This window comes from Actinomadura montaniterrae, assembly GCF_008923365.1.
Taxonomy (GTDB): Bacteria; Actinomycetota; Actinomycetes; order Streptosporangiales; family Streptosporangiaceae; genus Spirillospora; species Spirillospora montaniterrae.
The window spans coordinates 1-20032 of the sequence record NZ_WBMR01000105.1 but is presented as its reverse complement, the minus strand read 5'-3'; the positions used below and the strand labels follow the sequence as shown (position 1 = coordinate 20032).

General features: G+C 73.2%; 22 protein-coding genes. 9 read left to right on the top strand and 13 right to left on the bottom strand.

Annotation, left to right across the window (positions count from 1 at the left end; translation table 11 throughout):
- Window positions 1-56: 56 nt before the first annotated feature.
- Both F9B16_RS29435 and F9B16_RS29430 read left to right on the top strand, forming a co-directional pair.
- Complete coding sequence (locus F9B16_RS29435; protein WP_151543467.1) at window positions 57-974, top strand: Rieske 2Fe-2S domain-containing protein; 918 nt, start codon at window positions 57-59, stop codon at window positions 972-974.
- A gap of 90 nt (window positions 975-1064) precedes the next feature.
- Window positions 1065-1313, top strand: coding sequence for a hypothetical protein (locus F9B16_RS29430; RefSeq protein ID WP_151543466.1), 249 nt, complete (start codon window positions 1065-1067; stop codon window positions 1311-1313).
- A 178-nt stretch (window positions 1314-1491) separates the two neighbouring features.
- On the opposite strand, the gene F9B16_RS29425 is transcribed toward F9B16_RS29430, so the two are convergent.
- Entirely contained in the window at window positions 1492-2265 is a 774-nt protein-coding gene (locus F9B16_RS29425) for a sulfite exporter TauE/SafE family protein (protein WP_151543465.1), read from the bottom strand.
- Between the two features lie 135 nt (window positions 2266-2400).
- A complete protein-coding gene (locus F9B16_RS29420; RefSeq protein WP_151543464.1) occupies window positions 2401-3189 on the bottom strand; it encodes an ABC transporter ATP-binding protein in 789 nt (262 codons plus the stop codon).
- 242 nt (window positions 3190-3431) lie between these two features.
- On the opposite strand from F9B16_RS29420, the gene F9B16_RS29415 reads away from it, so the two are divergent.
- A complete protein-coding gene (locus tag F9B16_RS29415) occupies window positions 3432-4187 on the top strand; it encodes a hypothetical protein (RefSeq protein ID WP_151543463.1) in 756 nt (251 codons plus the stop codon).
- An 89-nt stretch (window positions 4188-4276) separates the two neighbouring features.
- Here F9B16_RS29415 and F9B16_RS29410 read toward each other — a convergent pair whose 3' ends face one another.
- From F9B16_RS29410 to F9B16_RS29390, 5 genes are all read right to left on the bottom strand, one after another.
- Window positions 4277-5026: an RDD family protein gene (locus F9B16_RS29410; RefSeq protein ID WP_151543462.1), complete on the bottom strand. Its 750-nt coding sequence runs from the start codon at window positions 5024-5026 to the stop codon at window positions 4277-4279.
- Window positions 5027-5114: 88 nt separating this feature from the next.
- On the bottom strand, window positions 5115-5441 hold the full coding sequence (locus F9B16_RS29405) for a DUF2752 domain-containing protein (protein ID WP_151543480.1): 327 nt from the start codon (window positions 5439-5441) through the stop codon (window positions 5115-5117).
- A gap of 456 nt (window positions 5442-5897) precedes the next feature.
- Window positions 5898-6683, bottom strand: coding sequence for a PP2C family protein-serine/threonine phosphatase (locus F9B16_RS29400; protein ID WP_151543461.1), 786 nt, complete (start codon window positions 6681-6683; stop codon window positions 5898-5900).
- A gap of 36 nt (window positions 6684-6719) precedes the next feature.
- A complete protein-coding gene (locus tag F9B16_RS29395; protein WP_151543460.1) occupies window positions 6720-7445 on the bottom strand; it encodes a response regulator in 726 nt (241 codons plus the stop codon).
- Window positions 7442-8581: a GAF domain-containing sensor histidine kinase gene (locus F9B16_RS29390; RefSeq protein WP_151543459.1), complete on the bottom strand. Its 1140-nt coding sequence runs from the start codon at window positions 8579-8581 to the stop codon at window positions 7442-7444. Before F9B16_RS29390 ends, F9B16_RS29395 begins: the two co-directional genes overlap by 4 nt.
- A 189-nt stretch (window positions 8582-8770) precedes the next feature.
- Here F9B16_RS29390 and F9B16_RS29385 point away from each other — a divergent pair, with 189 nt between their 5' ends.
- Genes F9B16_RS29385 through F9B16_RS29375 form a run of 3 tightly spaced genes read left to right on the top strand, consistent with a single transcriptional unit; the run spans window position 8771 to window position 11867 of the window.
- Window positions 8771-9463 (top strand): SDR family oxidoreductase, encoded by a 693-nt coding sequence (locus F9B16_RS29385; RefSeq protein WP_151543458.1) that lies wholly within the window; start codon window positions 8771-8773, stop codon window positions 9461-9463.
- Window positions 9460-10845 carry an MFS transporter gene (locus F9B16_RS29380; protein ID WP_151543457.1) on the top strand — a complete coding sequence of 462 codons (1386 nt, stop codon included), beginning with the start codon at window positions 9460-9462 and terminating at the stop codon, window positions 10843-10845. The genes F9B16_RS29385 and F9B16_RS29380 overlap by 4 nt, the downstream gene beginning before the upstream one ends.
- On the top strand, window positions 10842-11867 hold the full coding sequence (locus F9B16_RS29375; RefSeq protein WP_151543456.1) for an S-adenosylmethionine:tRNA ribosyltransferase-isomerase: 1026 nt from the start codon (window positions 10842-10844) through the stop codon (window positions 11865-11867). Before F9B16_RS29380 ends, F9B16_RS29375 begins: the two co-directional genes overlap by 4 nt.
- Here the strand turns inward: F9B16_RS29375 and F9B16_RS29370 are convergent.
- Entirely contained in the window at window positions 11856-12485 is a 630-nt protein-coding gene (locus tag F9B16_RS29370; protein WP_151543455.1) for a hypothetical protein, read from the bottom strand. The genes F9B16_RS29375 and F9B16_RS29370 overlap by 12 nt on opposite strands.
- A gap of 233 nt (window positions 12486-12718) precedes the next feature.
- Between F9B16_RS29370 and F9B16_RS52945 the strand changes: the two genes are divergently transcribed.
- Entirely contained in the window at window positions 12719-13582 is an 864-nt protein-coding gene (locus tag F9B16_RS52945; RefSeq protein WP_225992040.1) for an Lsr2 family DNA-binding protein, read from the top strand.
- 63 nt (window positions 13583-13645) lie between these two features.
- On the opposite strand, the gene F9B16_RS29360 is transcribed toward F9B16_RS52945, so the two are convergent.
- The 3 genes from F9B16_RS29360 to F9B16_RS29350 all read right to left on the bottom strand — a co-directional run bounded on the left by F9B16_RS29360 (window position 13646) and on the right by F9B16_RS29350 (window position 16527).
- Window positions 13646-14905, bottom strand: a complete 1260-nt coding sequence (locus tag F9B16_RS29360; protein WP_151543454.1) for an HNH endonuclease signature motif containing protein — start codon at window positions 14903-14905, stop codon at window positions 13646-13648.
- 457 nt (window positions 14906-15362) lie between these two features.
- The gene (locus tag F9B16_RS29355) at window positions 15363-16100 is read right to left on the bottom strand and encodes a VOC family protein (RefSeq protein ID WP_151543453.1); all 738 of its coding nucleotides are present in this window, start codon (window positions 16098-16100) and stop codon (window positions 15363-15365) included.
- Window positions 16101-16278: 178 nt separating this feature from the next.
- On the bottom strand, window positions 16279-16527 hold the full coding sequence (locus F9B16_RS29350; protein WP_151543452.1) for an SCO4226 family nickel-binding protein: 249 nt from the start codon (window positions 16525-16527) through the stop codon (window positions 16279-16281).
- 234 nt (window positions 16528-16761) lie between these two features.
- Between F9B16_RS29350 and serB the strand changes: the two genes are divergently transcribed.
- Complete coding sequence (serB, locus tag F9B16_RS29345; protein ID WP_151543451.1) at window positions 16762-17970, top strand: phosphoserine phosphatase SerB; 1209 nt, start codon at window positions 16762-16764, stop codon at window positions 17968-17970.
- 39 nt (window positions 17971-18009) lie between these two features.
- Here serB and F9B16_RS29340 read toward each other — a convergent pair whose 3' ends face one another.
- Complete coding sequence (locus F9B16_RS29340) at window positions 18010-18810, bottom strand: MerR family transcriptional regulator (RefSeq protein ID WP_225992039.1); 801 nt, start codon at window positions 18808-18810, stop codon at window positions 18010-18012.
- Window positions 18811-18845: 35 nt separating this feature from the next.
- Window positions 18846-19337 carry a VOC family protein gene (locus tag F9B16_RS29335; protein WP_151543450.1) on the bottom strand — a complete coding sequence of 164 codons (492 nt, stop codon included), beginning with the start codon at window positions 19335-19337 and terminating at the stop codon, window positions 18846-18848.
- A gap of 131 nt (window positions 19338-19468) precedes the next feature.
- Between F9B16_RS29335 and F9B16_RS29330 the strand changes: the two genes are divergently transcribed.
- The gene (locus F9B16_RS29330) at window positions 19469-19957 is read left to right on the top strand and encodes an isochorismatase family protein (protein ID WP_151543449.1); all 489 of its coding nucleotides are present in this window, start codon (window positions 19469-19471) and stop codon (window positions 19955-19957) included.
- Window positions 19958-20032: the final 75 nt, after the last annotated feature.

Here is a 20032-nt window from a genome sequence, read left to right as displayed (position 1 = left end):
CGATGGGTCCGGGCGCCGCCTCGGGCGGGCCGCCCGCACGCACCCGAGGGAGGGACATGAACCGGCGGTCGAGCAACATCTTCCGGCGCGGGTCGCGGGCGCAGGCGTCGCAGCGGCTGGCGGACGCGACGGAGACCCTTGAGCGCGCGCGCGGCCTCGACCGCACCATCCGGGTGCTGTCCACCGCCGTGCGCAGGACGCTCCGTCCGGGCCCCCTGAAGGACACCCTGCACGGCGTCCCGTTCGGGCACCCCGCGCACACACCGCTCACCGACGTGCCGATCGGCTGCTGGATGTCGTCGGCGATCCTCGACCTCATGCCGGGGACGGCGCGCGCCTCCCAGGCCCTCGTGGCGGCCGGGCTCGCCGGGGCCGTCCCGACCGTCCTCACCGGCATCGCCGACTGGTCCGCGCTGCACCGCGAGCAGCAGCGCGTCGGGCTGGTGCACGCGTCCGCGACGGCCACCGCGAGCATGCTGTACTCGGCGTCCCTCGCCGCCCGCTACCAGGGACGGGACGGCGCGGGGAAGGCGTTCGGGTTCGCCGGGCTGACCGTCCTGCTCGGCGGCGCCTACCTCGGCGGGCACCTGGCGTTCCGGCAGGCGGCGGGCGCGAGCCACGCCGACCAGACGTCCCACCTCGTCGCCACCGGCTGGCACGACCTGTGCGCCGCCGAGGAGCTCCCGGACGGCTGGCCGGTACACCGCCGGCTCGGCTACATCAGCCTGTTCGTGCTGCGCGAGGGCGACGAGATCAACGTGCTCGCCGACCGGTGCAGCCACCTCGCCGGGCCGCTGCACCAGGGCCGCGTCACCACCGACGACAACGCGGAGACCTGCATCGTCTGCCCGTGGCACGGCAGCACGTTCCGGGTCCGCGACGGGTCCGTCGTGCATGGCCCGGCGACCGCCCGGCAGCCCTTCTTCGAGACGCGCGTGACGGACGGGGTCGTGCAGGTCCGTCCCGTGGGCTGACCAGCGCTTTTCGCCTGCTTCGCGGCGGTTCGCGGGGCCCTGTTCGGGGTATAAGTCGAATATACGTTCGACTATCGGAGGTTCGCGCCGATGAAGGGCGACAGGGTCGAGATCGTGATCGACGCCGGCGGCGAGGGGACGCGGACGTACGAGGTGGTCGCCGCGCGGGCGGGCCGCCGCGTGGAGGTCGCGACCCGGCGCGGCGTGGTGGAGGTCAGCGAGGTCACCCGCACCGGTACCCCGGTCCGCACGGCCCGGTTCATGGCCAGCCGCGTCCTGGCCCTCGTCGAGTACCCGAACAGCGACGCCCACCCCGACGACCCCGCCCCGCCGACCTGACCCCAGCCCCGGAAGCCTGAAGCCCAGCCCGCGTCACGGGCGGGCACGCGGAGCGAGTGCAGCGAGCGCAGCGGGCCCGCCCGGCGACGAACAGGCCGTTTCGCGTGGAGCGCCAGCGGAGCGCGAAACGGCCTGTTCGTCGTGACGGGGGTTCCAGGGGGTCGCCCCCCTGGGAGAGCTAGCGCAGCAGGTTCACGATCGCCACGACGCCGACGACGACGATGACGCCGCGCAGGACGAGCGGCGGGATGCGGCGGCCCACCTTCGCGCCGATGAAGCCGCCGACGGTGGAGCCCGCCGCGATCAGCAGCACCGCCCACCAGTTGATCCCGGTGTCGCCGAACAGCCAGGTGGCGATGAACATGATCGCCGCGGTGCCGTTGACGATGGCCGACAGCACGTTCTTGCTCGCGTTGAGCCGCTGGAGGTCGTCGTCCAGCATGATGCCGAGCAGCGCGATCAGCACGATGCCCTGCGCGGCGCCGAAGTAGCCGCCGTACATGCCGGCGAGCAGCACGCCGATCCACAGCCAGGGGCCGCCGTGCGCGTGGCCGCCGCCGTCCTCGCGCCGCCTGCGGATCCAGCCCTGGAGCCGCGGCTGCACCACGACCAGGACGAGCGCGATGACGATCAGGATCGGGACGATGAACTTGAACGCGGACGCGGGCAGGCCAAGCAGCAGCAGCGCGCCGACCACCGCGCCGATCAGCGACGCGCTGCCGAGCCGCAGCAGCCGGCCGCGCTGCCCCTTCAGCTCGGCGCGGTACCCGTAGGCGCCGGTGACGCCGCCGGGGACGAGGCCGATGTTGTTGGACACGTTCGCCACCACCGGCACGTACCCGAGCGCCACCAGCGTCGGGAACGTGATCAGGGAGCCGGACCCCACGACGGTGTTGATGCCTCCGGCGGCGACCCCGGCCGCGAAGACCGCGGCCGCGTCCAGCAGGTTCAAGAGGGCCCCATCCCAGCGCTAGCGGTTGGCAACGGCGCTCATGATGGTAGGGACAGCGCAGCTCAGGACGGTAATGGGGGTGCCCGTTCCGTGGCGGTCCGCCCGGAACGCCGGGCGGCCGGGGGCGGCGGCGGCTCAGCGGACGGCGCGCGCGTACCAGCGGCCGCCCTGCCGTTCGATGGTCAGCGGCAGGCCGAAGCAGGCCGTCAGGTGCTCGGCGGTGAACACCTCGTCGACCTTGCCCTGCGCGACGATCTCGCCCTTGCGCAGCAGCAGCGCGTGGGTGAAGCCGTCGGGGACCTCCTCGACGTGGTGGGTGACCATCGCCATCGTCGGGGCCGTCGGGTCGTCGGCAAGGGTGGCGAGCCGGGCGACGAGGTCCTCGCGGCCGCCGAGGTCGAGGCCCGCGGCGGGCTCGTCCAGCAGCAGCAGTTCCGGGTCCGGCATCAGCGCGCGGGCGATCTGCACCCGCTTGCGCTCGCCCTCCGACAGGGTGGTGAACGTCCGGCTCATCAGCTCGGCGCAGCCGAGCGCGTCCAGCAGCGCGACGGCGCGGCTGACGTCGGTCGAGTCGTACTCCTCCTGCCAGCGGCCGAGGATCGCGTACGAGGCGGTCAGCACCAGGTCGATGACCCGCTCGCCGGCCGGGACCTTCTCGGCGAGCGCGGTGCTGGCGAGCCCGATGCGGGGCCGCAGCTCGAACACGTCGGTGCGGCCGAGCTCCTCCTCCAGGATCTCCACCGAGCCCTCGGTGGGGTGCATCATCGCGGCGGCGATCTGCAGCAGCGTCGTCTTGCCCGCCCCGTTGGGGCCGACGACGACCCACCGCTCGCCCTCGTTCACCGTCCACGTGACATCGCGCAGCAGGGCCGAGCCCCCGCGCCTGACCCCGACTCCGCGGAGCTGAAGTACCTCGCCGGCCATCGCGCGCCTTCGTCCCCATTCCCGGTGATCCCACCGGTCCCGGTCCGGACCGGTCCGTTCTCCAGGAAAGAACCTATGCGATACCGGGCCCCCGCCGCCCCCCGGCTCCCCGCGGCGGCGGGCCGTCCCGCCCGCACCGGAAGGCAGGAACGTCCCGCGGGCCCGATGGCACCGGCGATCCGAGCGCTTATGGTGGATCGCATGTCCATTGGGGAGTGTCGGACGCGATGAGCTCGGACGGGATGAGCAGGGACGTGGCGACCGCGCTGGTCGCGTGGGGCAATGCCTGGCTGACCGGCAGCGTCGGCCTGGACGAGGCGGTGGACGCGGTCGAGAAGGCGGCGGGCCCGCAGATCCTCGGCGGCGAGCCCGCCGAGGTGACGCTGCGCCGCGGCCTCGGCGACCTGCGCGTCGGCGGGCTGACCGCGCTGCGGCTGGCGCTGCCCGAGCCGGGCGACCCGCTGGGGCTGACCGGTCCCGCCGATTTCAACCGGTCCGCGATCGACGCGGGCGCGGCGGTCGTGGTGCTGCTCGGCGACCGGGCGATCGGGCTGGTCCCGGAGGAGGACCGGCGCGGCTCGTCCTACGTCGGGGTGCGGTGGACGACGCACGACGCGTCCGCGCACCCGCCGGACGTGCCGGGCCTGGCGGACGCCGACCGGCAGCTGACGCTGGCGATGCGGGACGCGACGGAGGCGCTGCTGGCGGTGGACGACGTGTCGGGGGTGCCGCCGGAGATCGCGGACGCGCTGGTCGACCTGCGCGACCCGCACCGCGGCGACCATCCGCTGGCGCCCGGGTATCCGCCGCGCGCGCACCGGGTGGCGGCGCTGGCGGGCCGGCTGGCCCTGGTCGTGGACCTGGCGCGGCGGATGGACGAGCGCGGCCTCACCGCCGACCAGATGCGCCGCCGGAGCGAGGCGCTGCGGCTGCTCGACCGGGCGGTGCGGCGGGCGCGGGTCGCGGCGTGCAACAGCGCGTTCGACCCCGTGCCCTAGGCGCCGTCCGCGGCGCGCCGCTGAGAACGTGCCAAAAGCAGAGCGGGACGTCCCCGGAGGGACGCCCCGCTTCGGTACGCCGTCGCCGCTCAGGTGCGGACGACGAGGGTGTTGCACATCTTGTCGGCGAAGGTCTGCTTGCGCTCGTCCCACAGCGGCCACAGGAAGCCGATGTCGCAGGCGGCGCTGTCGGCGATGTGGGCGAGGCGCCGGACGAAGGCGCCGCCGAACCCGAGGACCTGCCCGGTCTGGGCGCTGACGACCTTGATGCCCATCTGGCGCTTGCCGAGCGTCTGCCCGGTGGTGCCCTCCTGGTAGATCATCCAGATCCCGCCGCCGAAGCCGATGACCGCGGCGACCAGCAGGAACAGCAGGCCGAGGAAGGCGCCGCCGCCGCTGCCGGAGCTCATCAGCAGGATCGCGATGAAGTAGAGGATGCCGACGGGCGCGCCGATGACGAGGCCGTCGATGATGGTGGCACCGGCACGCGAGCCCCACTCGGCCAGCTGGCCGGTCGAGCCGTAGTGGTGGTGGTGCACCTCCTGGTACGCCGGCTGCGCGGAGGCCGGGGCGGGCGCCGGCGGGGCGCCGTAGGCGGGCTGCGCGGCGGGCGGCTGGCCGTAGCCCGGCTGCGCCGCGGGCGGCTGGCCGTACCCGGGCTGCGCCGGCGGCTGGCCGTAGCCCGGCTGCGCCGGCGGCTGGCCGTAGCCGGGCTGGGCGGGGGGCTGGCCGTACCCGGGCTGCTGGGGCTGGCCGTAACCGGGCTGCTGTTGCCCGTACCCGGGCTGCTGTTGCCCGTAGCCCGGCTGCTGACCGTACGGGTCGTAGGGGTTACCCACACTTGCTCCTTATTGATTGACCCTGTGGATATGTGACGCCCGCCGGACCCGGAGGGCTCCGCAAGTCTGACCGACGATCGACCGCGGCTCAAACCCGCAGAACACCGAACCGGACGAGCTGCCACAGCTCCGACCCGACGAGGGCGGCGCCGAGCATTCGGGCACGGGTCTTCGGCTGGAGTGCCCACCACCGTCCTCCGAGCCCCAGGGGGGCGAGGGCGACGGCGGCCGCACCGGTCAGGGCCAGCGGGTTCGCGAGGGCGCCGCGGACCGGATGGCCCGCGCCGGACTCGATGAACACGGTGGTCCCCCCGCACAGGGGACACGGGAGACCGGTGAGCGCCCGCAGGGGGCAGAGCACGCCGGGGTCGTGGAGGCGGTGGATCCATGAAACGCCGACGGCCGCAACGGCCATCGCCGCAACGCGCAGCAGCACGCCTCGTGGGCCGTGCCGCGCTGCGGTGAGGGTCCGGCTGGCGAGCCGGCCGAGCGCACCCTGCGGTGCACCGGCGGCCGCCGCCCCGGGCGCTCCCCCCAACGAATCCTCCGCCTCGAAGACAAACGGCTGAGTGACCCGTATACCGGGTTCACCCGGAGGCGGGTCAAGTGCGGGCAACGATCCGCGACGCGACCGTTACCGAGAGCACGCTGAGTCCACCTCGGAGCAAGAGTAGGACAAACCGCCAGCTATGCGGGCAGACTTCAGGGTTACGGTTGCCACGAATCACGTCGCGAGCAGCACGGGAACGCGCCGGACGGGCCGCCGCCAGCGCGGCGAGCGAGCGGCGACCAACGAGGGCGGGCAAGCGGCGACCACGCGGTGAACGAGCGGTCGCCGGAGCGGACGGTCGCCGGAGCGGGCGGACGGGGGTCAGGACTGCGCGGCGGCGCCGACGACCACGGGGCCGCCGGCGTCGGCGTGGTACTCCGCCTCGACGACGTCCGCCACGACCGCGGTGATGTTGTCGGGGCCGCCGTTGTTGCGCGCCTCCTCGATCAGCGCGGCGACGGCGCGCTGCGGGTCCGCCTCCGCGGACAGCAGCTCGTAGATCCGCTGCGCCTCGACCGGGCCGCTCAGCCCGTCCGAGCAGAGCAGGTAGCGGTCGCCGAGCCGGGCCTCGCGCAGCCGCAGGTCGGGTTCGCGGTCGTCCCGCCCGTCCAGCACCCGGTACAGCACGTGCGACAGCCGCGACGTCTCGGCGGGGTCGGCGGTCTGGCCCGCCTGCTCCGCCTCCGCCTTCAGCAGCTCGTCCATCGTGTGGTCCTGGGTCATCTGGAACAGCTCGCCGTCGCGCAGCAGGTAGCCGCGGGAGTCGCCGATGTGCGCCAGGGCCACCGACTCGCCCGACCACAGCATCGCGGTGAGCGTGGTGCCCATCCGGCTCAGGTCGGGCCGCTCCTCGCGGACGATGCGCAACTTCTCGTTGGCCTCCGCGACCGCGCGGCCGAGGCTCTCGACCAGATCGTCACCGGGGGCGCCGTTGTCCAGCGAGCGCAGCGAGCCGATGACGGTCGAGCTCGCGACCTCGCCGCCGGCATAGCCGCCCATGCCGTCCGCGACCGCGATCAACCGTGCACCGGCGTAGCCCGAGTCCTCGTTGTTCTCTCGGTTGCACCCGATGTCACTGCCTGCTGCGTACCTGATTGCTACGTTCATACCGATTTCGATGACGATCCTGTCAGAGGAGTTGTATCACTCACGAGCGGCCTCCCCGGCCCGGTCCGCGCCATCCCGGCCGGCGTCGTCCCGGGCGGTGCCGTCCCGCCCGATGCCGTGCCGGACGGCGTAGAGCGCCGCCTGCGTCCGATCCTGCACTCCCAGTTTCATGAGCAGATTACTGACGTGCGTCTTGACCGTCTTCTCCGAGACCACGAGCGCGCGGGCGATCTCCCGGTTGGACCTGCCCCGCGCGATGTGCACGAGCACCTCCCGTTCCCGTTCGGTGAGCGCGCCCAGGCCGCGGTCGGCCGGCTCGCGCTCGGGCTCCGCGCGCAGCATCGCCTCCGCCGCGTCAGGCGCGAACAGCACATGCCCGTCGTGCACCGCCCTGATCGCCTGGACGAGGGCGCGCGGGTCCACGTCCTTGTACAGGTAGCCGGCCGCGCCCGCCTGCACCGCCGGCAGCACGTGCCCGCGCTCGGTGACGCTGGTCAGGATCAGCACCCGCGCCCCCACCCCCCGAGCCCGCAACTCCGTCAGCGCGGTCACGCCGTCGGCGCCCGGCATCTTGAGGTCCATCAGCACGATATCGGGCTTCAGCGATTCGGCCAGCGTCACCGCCGACGTGCCGTCCTCGGCCTCGCCGACCACCTCGATGTCGTCCTGGATGCCGAGGAACGTGCGCAGCCCCTGCCGGACCACCGGATGGTCGTCGGCGATCAGCACCCGGATCGGCGGCGCGGGCGGCGGCGGCGTCACAGCGGCACCTCCAGCCGCACCGTCGTGCCGTGCCCGGGGCCCGCGTCGATGCCGAACGTCGCGCCGATCGAGCACGCCCGGTCGCGCATGGACGCGAGGCCGAGCCCGCCCTGCTGGTCGCCGTCGGACGCCGCGAACCCCGACCCGTCGTCGGCGACCTCCAGCACGGCGCTGCCGTCCAGCACGCGCAGGCTCACGTCGACCGTCCGCGCCCCGGCGTGTCGCAGCGCGTTGTAGACGGCCTCCTGCGCGATCCGCAGCACGACCGCCTCGTGCTCCTCCGGCAGGACGACCGGTTCGGCGGCGGTGAACCGGACGGCGGTCTCGTGCGCCCGGTCCAGCACCTCGGCGTGCTTGCGCAGCGACGCGACGAGGCCGTCGGCGAGGTCCGCGGGCCGCAGCTCGAAGATGACCGCGCGCAGCTCGGCGAGCGCGTCGGCGGCGAGCCGCTCGACCTGCTCCAGCTCGTCGACGGTCCGCTTCGGGTCTTTCTCCGCGAGCGCGGCGGCGGTGCGGGCGGTCAGCCGCAGCGAGAACAGCTTCTGCGCCACGGCGTCGTGCAGCTCGCGGGCCAGCCGGTTCCGCTCGGCGACGACCGTCAGCTCGCGGTTGTGCTCGTACAGCCGGGCGTTGGTCATCGCGATCGCGGCGTGCGCGGCGAACAGCGCGAGCAGGTCCTGGTCGTCCTGCGTGAATCCGCCGGGCGTCCGCTTGTTCGCCAGGAAGATGATGCCGAGGACGTCCTCCCCGTCCTTGATCGGCATGCCCAGGAAGTCCTTCAGCACGGGGTGCGCGACGGGCCAGCCCTCGAACTCCGGCTCGCGGCGGATGTCGGCCAGCCGCTTCGGCGTGTCGCCGTGCAGCATCGCCGCGAGCATGCCGTGCTGGCGGGGCAGCGGGCCGATCCGCTCCCAGTCCTCGTCGGAGACGCCCTCGACGACGAACTCGGCGAACGACCCCTCGTCGTCGGGCACGCCGAGCGCCGCGTACCGGGCGTCCAGCAGCCGTGCCGCGGCCCGGACGATCACCTGCAGCACCTCGTGGACCGACAGGTGGCGGGTGACGGCGAGCACGGCGGAGCTCACCGCGTGCAGGGTCGCGCCCTGCCCGGCTCCGAGCCCTTCCGCCTCGCCCATTCCGGCCTCTCGCCTCGCCCTTCGCGCGCCCTTCGACGGGCGCATGTGAAGACCGTACTCGGTTTTGCCCGGATGGCTCCGGACGCGGGCGCCGGCGAGGGGGCCCGGAGGTCCTACGACCATTTGCGGAGGGGGCCCGGGGGCCGATGGCCGATGCCGGACCGGGGCCCGCTTCCTAGCGTCGGAGGCATGAAGACGGCCGCTGGAAAGACCGCACTGATCACTGGAGGCTCCCGGGGGCTCGGGCGGGCGCTGGCCCGCGAGCTCGCCGGGGCCGGCTGGACGCTCGTCATCGACGGCCGGGACGCCGCGGCCCTCGACGCGGCTGCCCGCGCGATCGGCGGCGACGTCACCGCGATCCCCGGGGACGTCGCCGACGCCGCGCACCGCGCCGACCTCGCCCGCGCGGTGTCCGGCGGGCTCGACCTGCTCGTCAACAACGCGAGCACCCTCGGCACGACGCCGCTGCCGCGGCTCGCCGAGCAACCCGTCGCCGACCTCGCCGCGACCTACGCGACGAACGTGCTCGCGCCGCTCGCGCTGATCCAGGCCGTCCTGCCGGCGCTGCGGGAACGGCACGGCGCGATCCTCAACATCAGCTCGGACGCGGCGGTCGAGAACTACGAGACGTGGGGCGGCTACGGGTCGTCCAAGGCGGCGCTGGAGCAGCTGTCGAACGTGCTCGCGGCGGAGGAGCCGGACGTCCGCGTCTGGTGGGCGGACCCGGGGGAGATGCGCACCGACATGCTGCGCGCCGCCGGGGAGGACGCCGACGCCGCCCCGCCGCCCGAGGAGGCCGCCGCCGCGTTCCACCGGGGGTTGATCGACGGCCGTCCCGCGAGCGGCCGGTACCGCGCCGCGGACCTGGCGGCCGCGCGATGACCACCGTGCTCGAACCGGACGAGGCGGACGAGGCCGCCGCCGGGGAACGGCCGCGCCAGGGGGTGATGGGCGGCGGGTACCGGGTCGCGACCCTCGGGATCGTGCTCGTCGTCACCCTCCTGGCGTTCGAGTCGATGTCCGTCGGGACCGTCATGCCCGCCGTCGCGAAGGACCTCGACGGGCTCTCGCTGTACGCGTGGGGGTTCAGCGCGACGCTGATCGCGAGCCTGCTGTCCACCGTGCTGGCGGGCGGCTGGGTCGACCGGTCCGGCCCGGCCCGCCCGTTCATGATCGGCCTCGCGGTGTTCGTCGCCGGGCTCGCCGTCGCCGGGACCGCGCCGACGATGTGGCTGTTCGTCGCGGGGCGCGCGGTCCAGGGCCTCGGCTCCGGCGTCCCGATGGTCGCGCTGTACGTGGTCATCGCCCGCGTCTACCCCGAGCACCTGCGGTCCCGCGTGTTCGCGGCGCTGTCGGCCGCGTGGGTGCTGCCGTCGCTGGTCGGACCCGCCGTCGGCGGCGCCGTCGCCGAGCACGCCGGCTGGCGCTGGGTGTTCCTCGGCCTGATCCCGCTGGTCATCCCGCCCGCGCTGCTGCTCACGCCGACGCTGCGCGGCGTCCGGCGCTCCTCCGGCGCCGCGCCGGACGGCCCCGGCCGCACCCGGTACACCGCCGCCATCGCCGCCGCCGGAGGCGCCGGGCTCCTCCTCTACGGCCTCGGACGCACCGGCTGGACCATGGCCCCCACCGCCCTGATCGGCCTCGCCGGGCTCGGCTACGGGCTCCCCCGGCTGCTGCCCGCCGGAACCCTCCGGATGCGCCGCGGGCTTCCCAGCGTCGTCGTGGTCCGCGGCCTGCTGTCCGGCGCGTTCTTCGGCGCCGACTCCTTCATCCCGCTGACCCTCACCTCCCTGCACGGCTTCAGCCCCACCAAGGCCGGCGTCGTGCTGACCGTCGGCGCCCTCGGCTGGTCCGCCGCGTCCCAGATCCAGGGCCGCTCCAAGCGGTCCCGCGAGTTCTTCGCGCTGCTCGGCGCCGTGTTCGTCGCCGCCGGGATCGTCGCCGTCACCGTCGCGCTGCAGCTGTCCGGCTGGGCCGCCGTGCCCGCCTGGATCGCCGGCGGCGCCGGCATGGGCTTCGCGATCGGCAGCCTCAGCGTCCTGATGCTCGACCTGTCCCCCGAGGACGAGCAGGGCGTCAACTCCTCCGCCCTGCAGATCGCCGACACCCTCGGCTCGTCCCTCGTCGTCGGCGCCGCGGGCGCGCTCGTCACCGGCTTCGGCACCGGCCGCCTCCACCTGGGGCTCGCCGCCGCCGGGGTCATGTTCGCCGCGATCGCCGCCGCCGGCGTCGTCGCCGCACTCCGCCTGGAGGCCCCGAAATGACCGACATCATCGACTTCACCCTGCCGCCGGACCTCGAAGCCCACGAACCCCCCGAGGCCCGCGGCCGCACCCGCGACGGCGTCCGCCTCCTCGCCGGCCGCCGCGCCACCGGTGAGGTCTCCCACCACGAGTTCCGCGACCTGCCGTCGCTCCTCGACCCCGGCGACCTCCTCGTCGTCAACACCTCCGCCACGCTGCCCGCCGCCGTCCGCCTCGACCGCATCAGCGTCCACTTCTCCACACCGCTGCCCGGCGCCGACGACCGCGACTGGATCGTCGAACTCCGCCGCCTCTCCGGCAAGGCGAGCCTCCCCTACGGCGGCGGCAGCCCCGGCGAATGGATCCCGATGCCCGGCGGCGCCACCCTCACCCTCATCGGCCGCCGCACCGACCGGCTCTGGCAGGCCCGCCTCAGCACCGACGTCGTCCCCTACCTGCGCCGCCACGGCGTCCCCATCCGCTACGGGTACGTCCGCCGCGACTGGCCCACGTCCGCCTACCAGACCGCCTTCGCCCACGACCGCACCACCGGCAGCGCCGAAATGCCCAGCGCCGCCCGCCCCTTCACACCCGAACTCGTCACCCGGCTGGTGTCGCGCGGCGTCCTGCTCGCCCCGATCACCCTGCACACCGGCGTCGCGTCCCCCGAAGCCCACGAACCCCCGTACGCCGAACGCTACGAGGTGCCCGCCGCCACCGCCGCGCTCGTCGGCCACGCCCGCGCCCACGGCGGACGCGTCATCGCCGTCGGCACCACCGCCGTCCGCGCCCTGGAGACCGCCGTGGACGCCTCCGGACACGTCCGGCCGTCCTCGGGCTGGACCGAGCACGTCGTCACGCCCGAACGCAGCGTCCGCGCCGTCGACGGCCTCCTCACCGGCCTCCACGAACCCCGCTCATCGCACCTGATGATGCTCACCGCCATATCCGGCCGCGACCTCCTCGCCGCCACCTACCAGGCAGCCCTGGACGAGGGCTACCTGTGGCACGAATTCGGCGACCTCAACCTCCTACTCCCGTAGGGACGGCGACCAGCACAGGTGCGCGGGGATCCCGTCGGCCATGAAGCTCTCCTCGAACGGCGCCCAATCCCCCGGATGGTCGATGACATGGACGCGGCGCCCCTCCGGCTCACCCCGCCCCGCAGCCAACTCAGGCCGGACGGCCCCCACCGTGAGCCCGGCCTGCTCCGCGACCCGGAGCATCGCATCCGCGTCCATCGGCTCCGTCGCCTCGATGTCGAACTGCTCGGGATCCAGACGCCGCAACAGCGCCTCGACCACGTCCCGGTCCACCGCACGCGCGCGCGCCGCCCGGATGAGGTCCTCGAACGCGTCCGCCGCACCCTCAGGATCCTCGCCCCACGCGAGGAAGGACTCCTCGACCTGGTGGTCACGCCCCACACCACCGCCGCCGTCCTCCAGGCCGTCCGGATGGTCCGTGCGCGCCCACGCCGACCCATCCCACCAGTAGACGTACTGGACGATGTGCTCGTCCCGCATCATCTGCGCCAGCCACTCCCAAGGCAGCCACGCCGGTCCCCCGGCAAGCAGATCGATGGGCGGCACGTGCTCCCGCGTCCTGCTGTAGTCGACGTCATAGCCGTACAGGACCGCCCGTCCACCCTCGACCCAGCTCATCCCATGCCACCCGTTGCCCACATCCTCGGTACGCACCCCGTCGCTACGCACCACAGCACCCCACCCCGGAGTGCCCACGCTGAGCACGGCCGTAGCGCACGCCTCCGCCCACAGCTCCTCAGGACCCGCCAACTCCACAGCCCACTCCCGTCGCACAACGACCGCCCCGCCTACGACGCCACCCCCACCCCCAAAGTTCCCCCGCTGTCAGCCCCCACGGCTAGCGTCCACCCATGCCCCTCTTAGACCGCTATGAGCACCCCTGCCACCGTCCCGAATACAGCACCCTCGTGGTACGAGGCACCCCCTGGACCACCGACCTCCCGCCCGAACTGGCCCACCTGAACCTCGACCTACTAGACGAGGATGCGTTCGCAGGCTGGCCCCAAGGAGACCTCGGCGGCGCCGGCAACGGCTGGGTCCTCGCCACCGCGACAGCGCTCAACCACGTCGTCCTCGAAGCCCACGACTCGGCCCCGCCTCCGTCCGACGAGCAGTGGGGCAACGTCATGGAGTCGCCGCTGCTCAGCGGAGGCCTCGGAGTCAACCTGACCCAGGTCATCCAGAGCGAGCCGATGCGCGGCGTGAGGCTCGGCCCACCCGGCTTGTACCGCGTCCGGATGCACCGGAGGCGCCTCGATGACCGCCGGGAATGGCTGTTGCAGTTCTGGCCTGCCGACGGCGTCCTCGAGCCACCGCGCCGCCTGTCCCGCGGCCCGCGCTCCGCCCAGGACGGCGACCTCGACTCAGACCTGGCCATGGACCTCGTCGCGATCGCGCTCTGGTCCCCAGGCCAGGCGACCAAGGCGGACCTCGCCGAGCGCCTTCTCGCGTCCATAGAGGAGATCGACGCCGCACTGGCGTACGCACTGCGGCACGAACTGCTGCACGTGGACGGCCGTGCTGCTTCGACCGTCTCCCTAACCCCCGTGGACAAGCGTCCGCCCGAGGTACGCGACCCCTTCGCCGCCGCCCGCAAGCGAAGCGCGGCGATCAAGGCCTGGGCGAAGGCCAACGGCGTGAAGATCAACCAGCGCGGGAACATCCCTCCCGAGGTAGAGGAACAATTCCGCCGCCACCAAGGCCCGCTCACCTGAGCCACCCATCTCACGGGCCGAGGCAGGCCGGGCAGCGACAGAAATGTGGAATGGGATTGGTGGTCATGCGGCCCGGTCGAGGGTGGGATCACCCGGTGGACCATTGCTCGGTGTCGCGGGTCGGGCATCGGCCGGCGGGAGCAACCGATACACGTACCGCCCATCCCGGTCCTTGCTGATCTGGATCTGATCGGGGCGGCTGTGCTTGAACCGGTTATGCCACCCGCATACCAGGGTGAGCTGATCGATATCGGTCGGCGATCGGCCGAGCGCCCATCCGTGAACGTGGTCCACTTCGCACAGGGTGCCGGGCATCTCGCACCCCCGCACCGCACACGAGGGGTACAGGGCTTCCAGGACTTGCCGTTGCGCCGGGCTCGCGAACCGCTCGCGCCACCCCAAGTACAGCGGGGTGTTGCCCTTGCCCAGCAGGAGCGGTGAGACTCCGGCCGAGAGGGCGATGCGGCGGGCCTGCTCGGCAGGGATCGGCGTTCCGTCGATGAGCCGGGCGGGGGCGTTACCGCCGGTGAGGGTGTCCAGGTCGCAGATCACGGTGACCTTGGTGGCCTTGTGCCCGCCCGACAACACGCCGGACAAGGCGGCTGCGGTGCGCTCGCCCAGGTCCCGGCGGTCATCAGGCCCGGCGGGCTTGGCCAGCGGCGCCAAGGTGCCGTCCCAGATCGCGGCGTCCTCGGGGTTCAACCAGCCCTTGACGTACCGGCCGCCATCGAGGGAACGCGTCGTGGTCATCCAGGACTTGGCGTAGCCGCGCTTGGTGTCCTCGTCGGGTGCGTCTTCGGTGCCGTCGCGTTCGGCGATGACGTCACGGATGCGGCTGCCGAACGCGGCGACCTTCCCGGCCGAGAACCCAGCGTCGGCCATCTCCAGCAGCAGCGTCTCAGCCTGTGCGCAATCGATGTCGTCCAGCCGCGCGACCGAGTCCGCAATGGTGGTGGCGTAGCCGAACGACAACTCCCCGGCCGCCAGCCGCTGGGCGACCTGAGGAAGGCGGTGGCGCTGGCGAGCCAGCGCCAGGCGGTCTTTGGCGCGATTGTCGCGCATCCCCAGACGGGACCGCAGCCACGCCTTGGGGGAGGGATATCCCCACCGGGCTTGTTCACCTGCCGCGTCGACGCGGCCGATGAAACCGGCCATTGCGCTTTCCTGGAGATCCGTTGCGGCGGCGAGCGTTTCGGTGAGCTCCAGACACACGGCCGCCGATTCGGGGACGTCTCGTCCGGCGAGTTCAGTGGCGATCACTGAGAGCGCGTCCACCAATTCTGCGGTGGACGCGACCCCCAACTCGACCGTCACGGAATGCATACCTGCATTCTACTAGCCGTGACCGGTCATTGCATCGCGAATTCACTGCTCGAAGCGGATACTTTCCGGTATTCAAATGACGGCTATTAGCCCCGCCTCACCCGTCGGAACACGCGTACGGAAGGGGGTGGTGGGGTGGCGCGACCCGGGGGCGGGGCAGGCGGAGCCTGCCCCCATCACCTGCCCAGGGGCCGCAGAGGCTCCAAAGTCAAGGGTGGACGAAGTCCATCGCGAAGCGACGCCGAAGGCGCCCTTGACTTTGGAGGGGCGGCCCCGTACGCAAGCGCCACCCCACCACCCGAACACCCCTCTTGCGATTCGCCCGAACACCCGAATTTGGTGTGTTGGGTGTTCGTGTTCAGGTGTTTACCTGGACGCGAATCCCGACTGGGGCGGGCACGCCAAACAGCATTTGGAATGTCGGGCTTTGAGAGAACCGGGTCGAGTGACGGCCCGCTCAGCGGGGCGTGAGCAGGCAGAACTCGTTGCCCTCCGGGTCGGAGAGGACCGTCCAGGGGACGTCGCCCTGGCCGATGTCGGTGTCGGTGGCGCCGAGCCCCCGCAGCCGGTCGCCCTCCGCCGCGTGGTCGTCGCCGGCGTACGGGCGGAGATCGAAATGGATGCGGTTCAGCCCGGTCTTCTCGTCGGGCGTGCGGATGAACTCGAGGTACGGCCCGAGACCCGTGGCGGAGCGCATCCTCGCGAGGTCGTCGGTCACCTCGTGGACGGTCCAGTCGATCGCCTGGTCCCAGAACCGGACCATGGCGCGCGGGTCCGCGCAGTCGACCACCAGCGCCGCGATCGGCCCTGTGTCCTGGTAAAGCTCCCGGGGCTCGAGAACGCAGAACTCGTTGCCCTCGGGGTCGGCGAGGACCGTCCAAGGGACGTCGCCCTGGCCGATGTCGGCGGGCGTCGCGCCGAGCTTCTGGAGCCGCGCGACCAGCTCCGCCTGATGCGCCAGGGAGGTGGTGGCGAGGTCGATGTGCAGGCGGTTCTTGACCGTCTTGGGGTCCGGCACGCGGAGGATGTCGATGAAGAGCACGGCGGGGTCGGGGTAGTCGACGCCTTCGGGCGCGAGGTTGGTCACGCCGGGGCCCTCGCTGTCGGTGCCCCAGCCGAGCGCCTCCGCCCAGAACCGGCCGAGCGCCGAGTCGTCCCCGGCCTTCATCGCTATCTGAATGAGCCGTGTCGCCATCCGGCGATCGTACGTCCGGACTGGAGGCGTGCAGGTGTCCGGACTGGCGGCGCGCCTATGCCCGGGCTGGCGGCGCGCCTGTGTCCGGGCTGGCGGCGTGCCTATGCCCGGGCTGGGGGCGTGCCACGTCGGACGCGTCCCCAGAAGGACCCGGACGCCGGGGGCGCGCGGCCGTCGCTCAGAGGGCCAGGGTGACGCAGTGGACCTCGTCGGCGCGGTGGCCGGCGCGCTCGTGGATGCGCTGGACGGCGTCGGCGTCCGGCGCCTCGGACAGGCAGTAGACCGTGCCGGACTCCGGGTCGGCCCAGGTGTGCTCGAAGACGACGCCTTCCTGGTCCTGGATGGCGAGGTCCGCCTCGTGGGCCTCCCTGAGCTGGTCGCCGGTGAGCCCGGTCATGCCGTGGTGAACGTCCATGAACTTGGTCATGGTTCCTCCCCCGATCTCGACGCTTCCGGCTCGGCGGCGGGGCCGGGCTCGCGATCAGTCCGAGCCCCGTTCCCGAGCCGATCGGACATTTCCGGCGTAACCGCCGTCACCAGCAGGTAAACCTCCCCCGCGGCGGCCGGCGGCCCCGAACCGGGTCGCGAGAGGCGGCGGCGTCTCGCATGGCGGACCTGGCGCACGAGGGGTGTCCCGCGGCCGGTACCGTTGTGGACAGCTATGGACGGGTCAGCACAGCGAACGCTGCTCATCACACTCACCGGACGCGACCGCCCCGGCGTGACGTCGCGGCTGTTCCGCACACTCTCCCAGTTCCCGCTCACCGTCGCCGACGTCGAGCAGGTCGTGATCCGGGGGCGGCTCGTCCTCGGGGTCCTGCTCGCCTACACCGAGGGCGCCGACATCGGCCGCGTGTGGAACGCGGCGGAGAAGGTCGCCAACGATCTCGACATGGAGATCGAGCTGTCCACGGGCCGGAACAAGCGGATGCCGAAGCGCGGCGGGCGGCTGCACGTCACGGTGCTCGGCGCCCCGCTGAAGCCCGCCGCGATGGCCGGGATCGCCGGGCGGATCTCCGCGCACGGCGCCAACATCGACCGGATCGAGCGGCTCGCGCAGAACCCCGTGACCTGCATCGAGATGGACGTGTCCGGCGCCGACCCTGACACGCTGCGGGCCGGGCTCGCCACCGAGGCCGCCGAGCAGCAGGTCGACATCGCCGTCCAGCACGGCGGGCTGAGCCGGCGCGCGAAGCGGCTGATCGTCATGGACGTCGACTCGACGCTGATCCAGGGCGAGGTGATCGAGCTGCTCGCGGAGCACGCCGGCTGCCTCGACGAGGTCGCGAAGGTCACCGAGGCGGCGATGCGCGGCGAGCTCGACTTCGAGGGGTCGCTGCGTGAGCGGGTCGCGCTGCTCGCGGGGCTCGACGCGTCCGCGATCGACGACGTCCGCGACAAGCTGCGGCTCGCGGCGGGCGCCCGCACCATGGTCCGCACCCTGAAGCGCCTGGACTACAAGTTCGCGATCGTGTCCGGCGGGTTCACGCAGGTCACCGACGCCTTGGTGGACGATCTCGGGATCGACTACTCCGCCGCGAACACCCTGGAGATCGAGAACGGGAAGCTCACGGGGCGGGTGACCGGGCCGGTGATCGACCGGGCCGGGAAGGCGGCGGCGCTGCGCCGGTTCGCCGCGGAGGCGGGCGTTCCGGTCAGCCAGACCGTCGCGATCGGCGACGGCGCCAACGATCTCGACATGCTCCAGGCCGCGGGGCTCGGCGTCGCCTACAACGCCAAGCCCGTCGTCCGGCAGGCCGCCGACACCGCCGTCAACGTCCCGTACCTGGACACGATCGTCTTCCTGCTCGGGATCTCCCGCGAGGAGGTCGAGGCGGCCGACGCCGCCGACGCGGTGCGGCAGGACTGAGCCCCGCAGCCGTCCGGCAGGACTGAGCCCCGCAGCCGGTCACTCCCAGCGGGCGGTGGCGGGGTCGACGCCCCGGCGTCCGGCGTTCGCGAAGATCGCGTCTCGGAGCCAGGCGGTGAGGCCCGGCTCGATCCCGTCGAAGTAGGCGGCGAAGCCGGGGTCCTCGGCGAACATCCGTCCCAGGCACGCGTGCATCGCGTGGGTGCAGTCGAAGTAGGTGGACAGCAGCGCGCGGTGCCGCTCGGCCAGCGCGTCCGCCTCGGCGGAGCCGGGGGCGACGCCGGCGCGGCGGGCGGCGGCGAGGTCGGCGTTGAGGGCCTCGGTGCGCGCCGCGACGTCCTTCCAGTCCTGCGGGGTCATCCCGGCGGCGCGTTCGGCGTACTGCGTCCACTGGACGGTGCCGCCCCACCGGTCCCGGGCGTCCCCGACCCACTCGGGCCGCCAGTCGGCGCCGAAGATCTGGACCTGCTCCTCGGGGGTGAGCCGCAGCCCGGCGTCGAGCGCCTCCAGCATGCGGTCGACGGCGCGGGCCATCTCCCGGAGGCGGCCCGCGCGCCGCTCCAACTGCGCCCGCTGGCGGCGCAGGTGGTCGCGGGCGTCGGCGGACGGGTCGTCGAGGATCCGGGCGATCTCGGCGAGCGGGAACCCCAGCTCCCGGTAGACCAGGACGCGGTGGATGCGGGCGATGTCGTCGCCCGAGTACACCCGGTACCCGGCGGGGGTGTGCCCGCCCGGGCGGACGAGGCCGACGGCGTCCCAGTGGTGCAGCGTCTTCACGCTGACCCCGACCAGCGCGGCGGCCCGTCCGACGGTCAGCCCGTCCGCCTCGGCATGCGTCACCGGCCCAGTGTGCCCCAGGCCGGTGACGGGCGCGTTCACGGTCGCGGGACCTCGATGCCCGCGTCCCGCATCCAGGCGGCCTGCGGGCCGTCCGGGTCCAGAGGCCGGGCGGCCGTCATGACGACCCGCGCGTTCTCCGGCGTGACGACCTCCAGCTCGACGGAGTTCCACGGCTTGTCGACGGGCCCGCTCGCGCATCCCGGCACCAGCTTTTCGCAGGCCGCGGCGATCTCGTCGATCTGGCCGAGCACGCAGGCGAAGCTGACGCTCACCGCCGGCGCCGCGCCGGCCGGCTCGCCGGGCACCAGCAGGACGTCCTGGAAGGCCCAGCGCCGCAGATGGGTCACCCGGTCCGGGACGGAGAACAGGTCGACGAAGCCGAGCCCGCCGATCCAGAAGTCCTTGGACGCCGCGAGGTCGCCGGTGGGGACGGTGACGAACATGGGCATCCCGTAGATCTCGCGGTAGATCTCCGCCGGCTGCACGCCGGGGGCCGGCACGGGAACGGGGCTGATGTACTCGCTCATGGCCCCCGATCGTCGACCCTCCCGCGACGTCAGGGTCAACTCCGGCGGACCCGCGCGGACCGGGCGCCCTGGGTCGACTCCGGCGGCGCCCGGGGTCGGCTCCGGCGGCGGTCCGGCCTAGGGTGACGATCATGCCCTCCGCGCTCGTGCTCATCGACCTGATGCCCCGCATCGTCGCCCTGCCCCTCGCCCCCCACTCCGGCGACGAGGTGCTCGCCCGGTGCCGCTCCCTCGCGGCGGCGTTCCGCGCGAAGGGCCTCCCCGTGGCGCTCGTGCGGGCCGAACGGCCGGGCGTGGCGGAGCAGCCGCCCGGCAGCGGCCTGGCGGACGGGCTCGCCAGACCGGGCGACATCCTCGTGGTGAAGCGGACCGTCGGCGCGTTCCACGGCACCGACCTCCACGAGCGGCTGCAGGAGCGCGGCGCCACCACCCTGGTCTTCGGCGGGCTCGTCACGACGATGGGCGTCGAGTCGACCGCGCGGGCGGCCGACGACCACGGCTACGAGGTCGAGTTCGCGTCCGACGCGATGTCCGGGTTCGCCGCCGACGAGCACGAGTTCGCGGTGCGGCGGACCTTCCCCCGCTTCGGCACGGTCCGGGAGACCGCCGACTACCTGTGACCCCTGCGGCCCGCGCCGCCCGGCCCTGGCCCGCGCTGCCCAGCCCTGGCGCGCCGCCCGGCCCCGCCAGCGGCG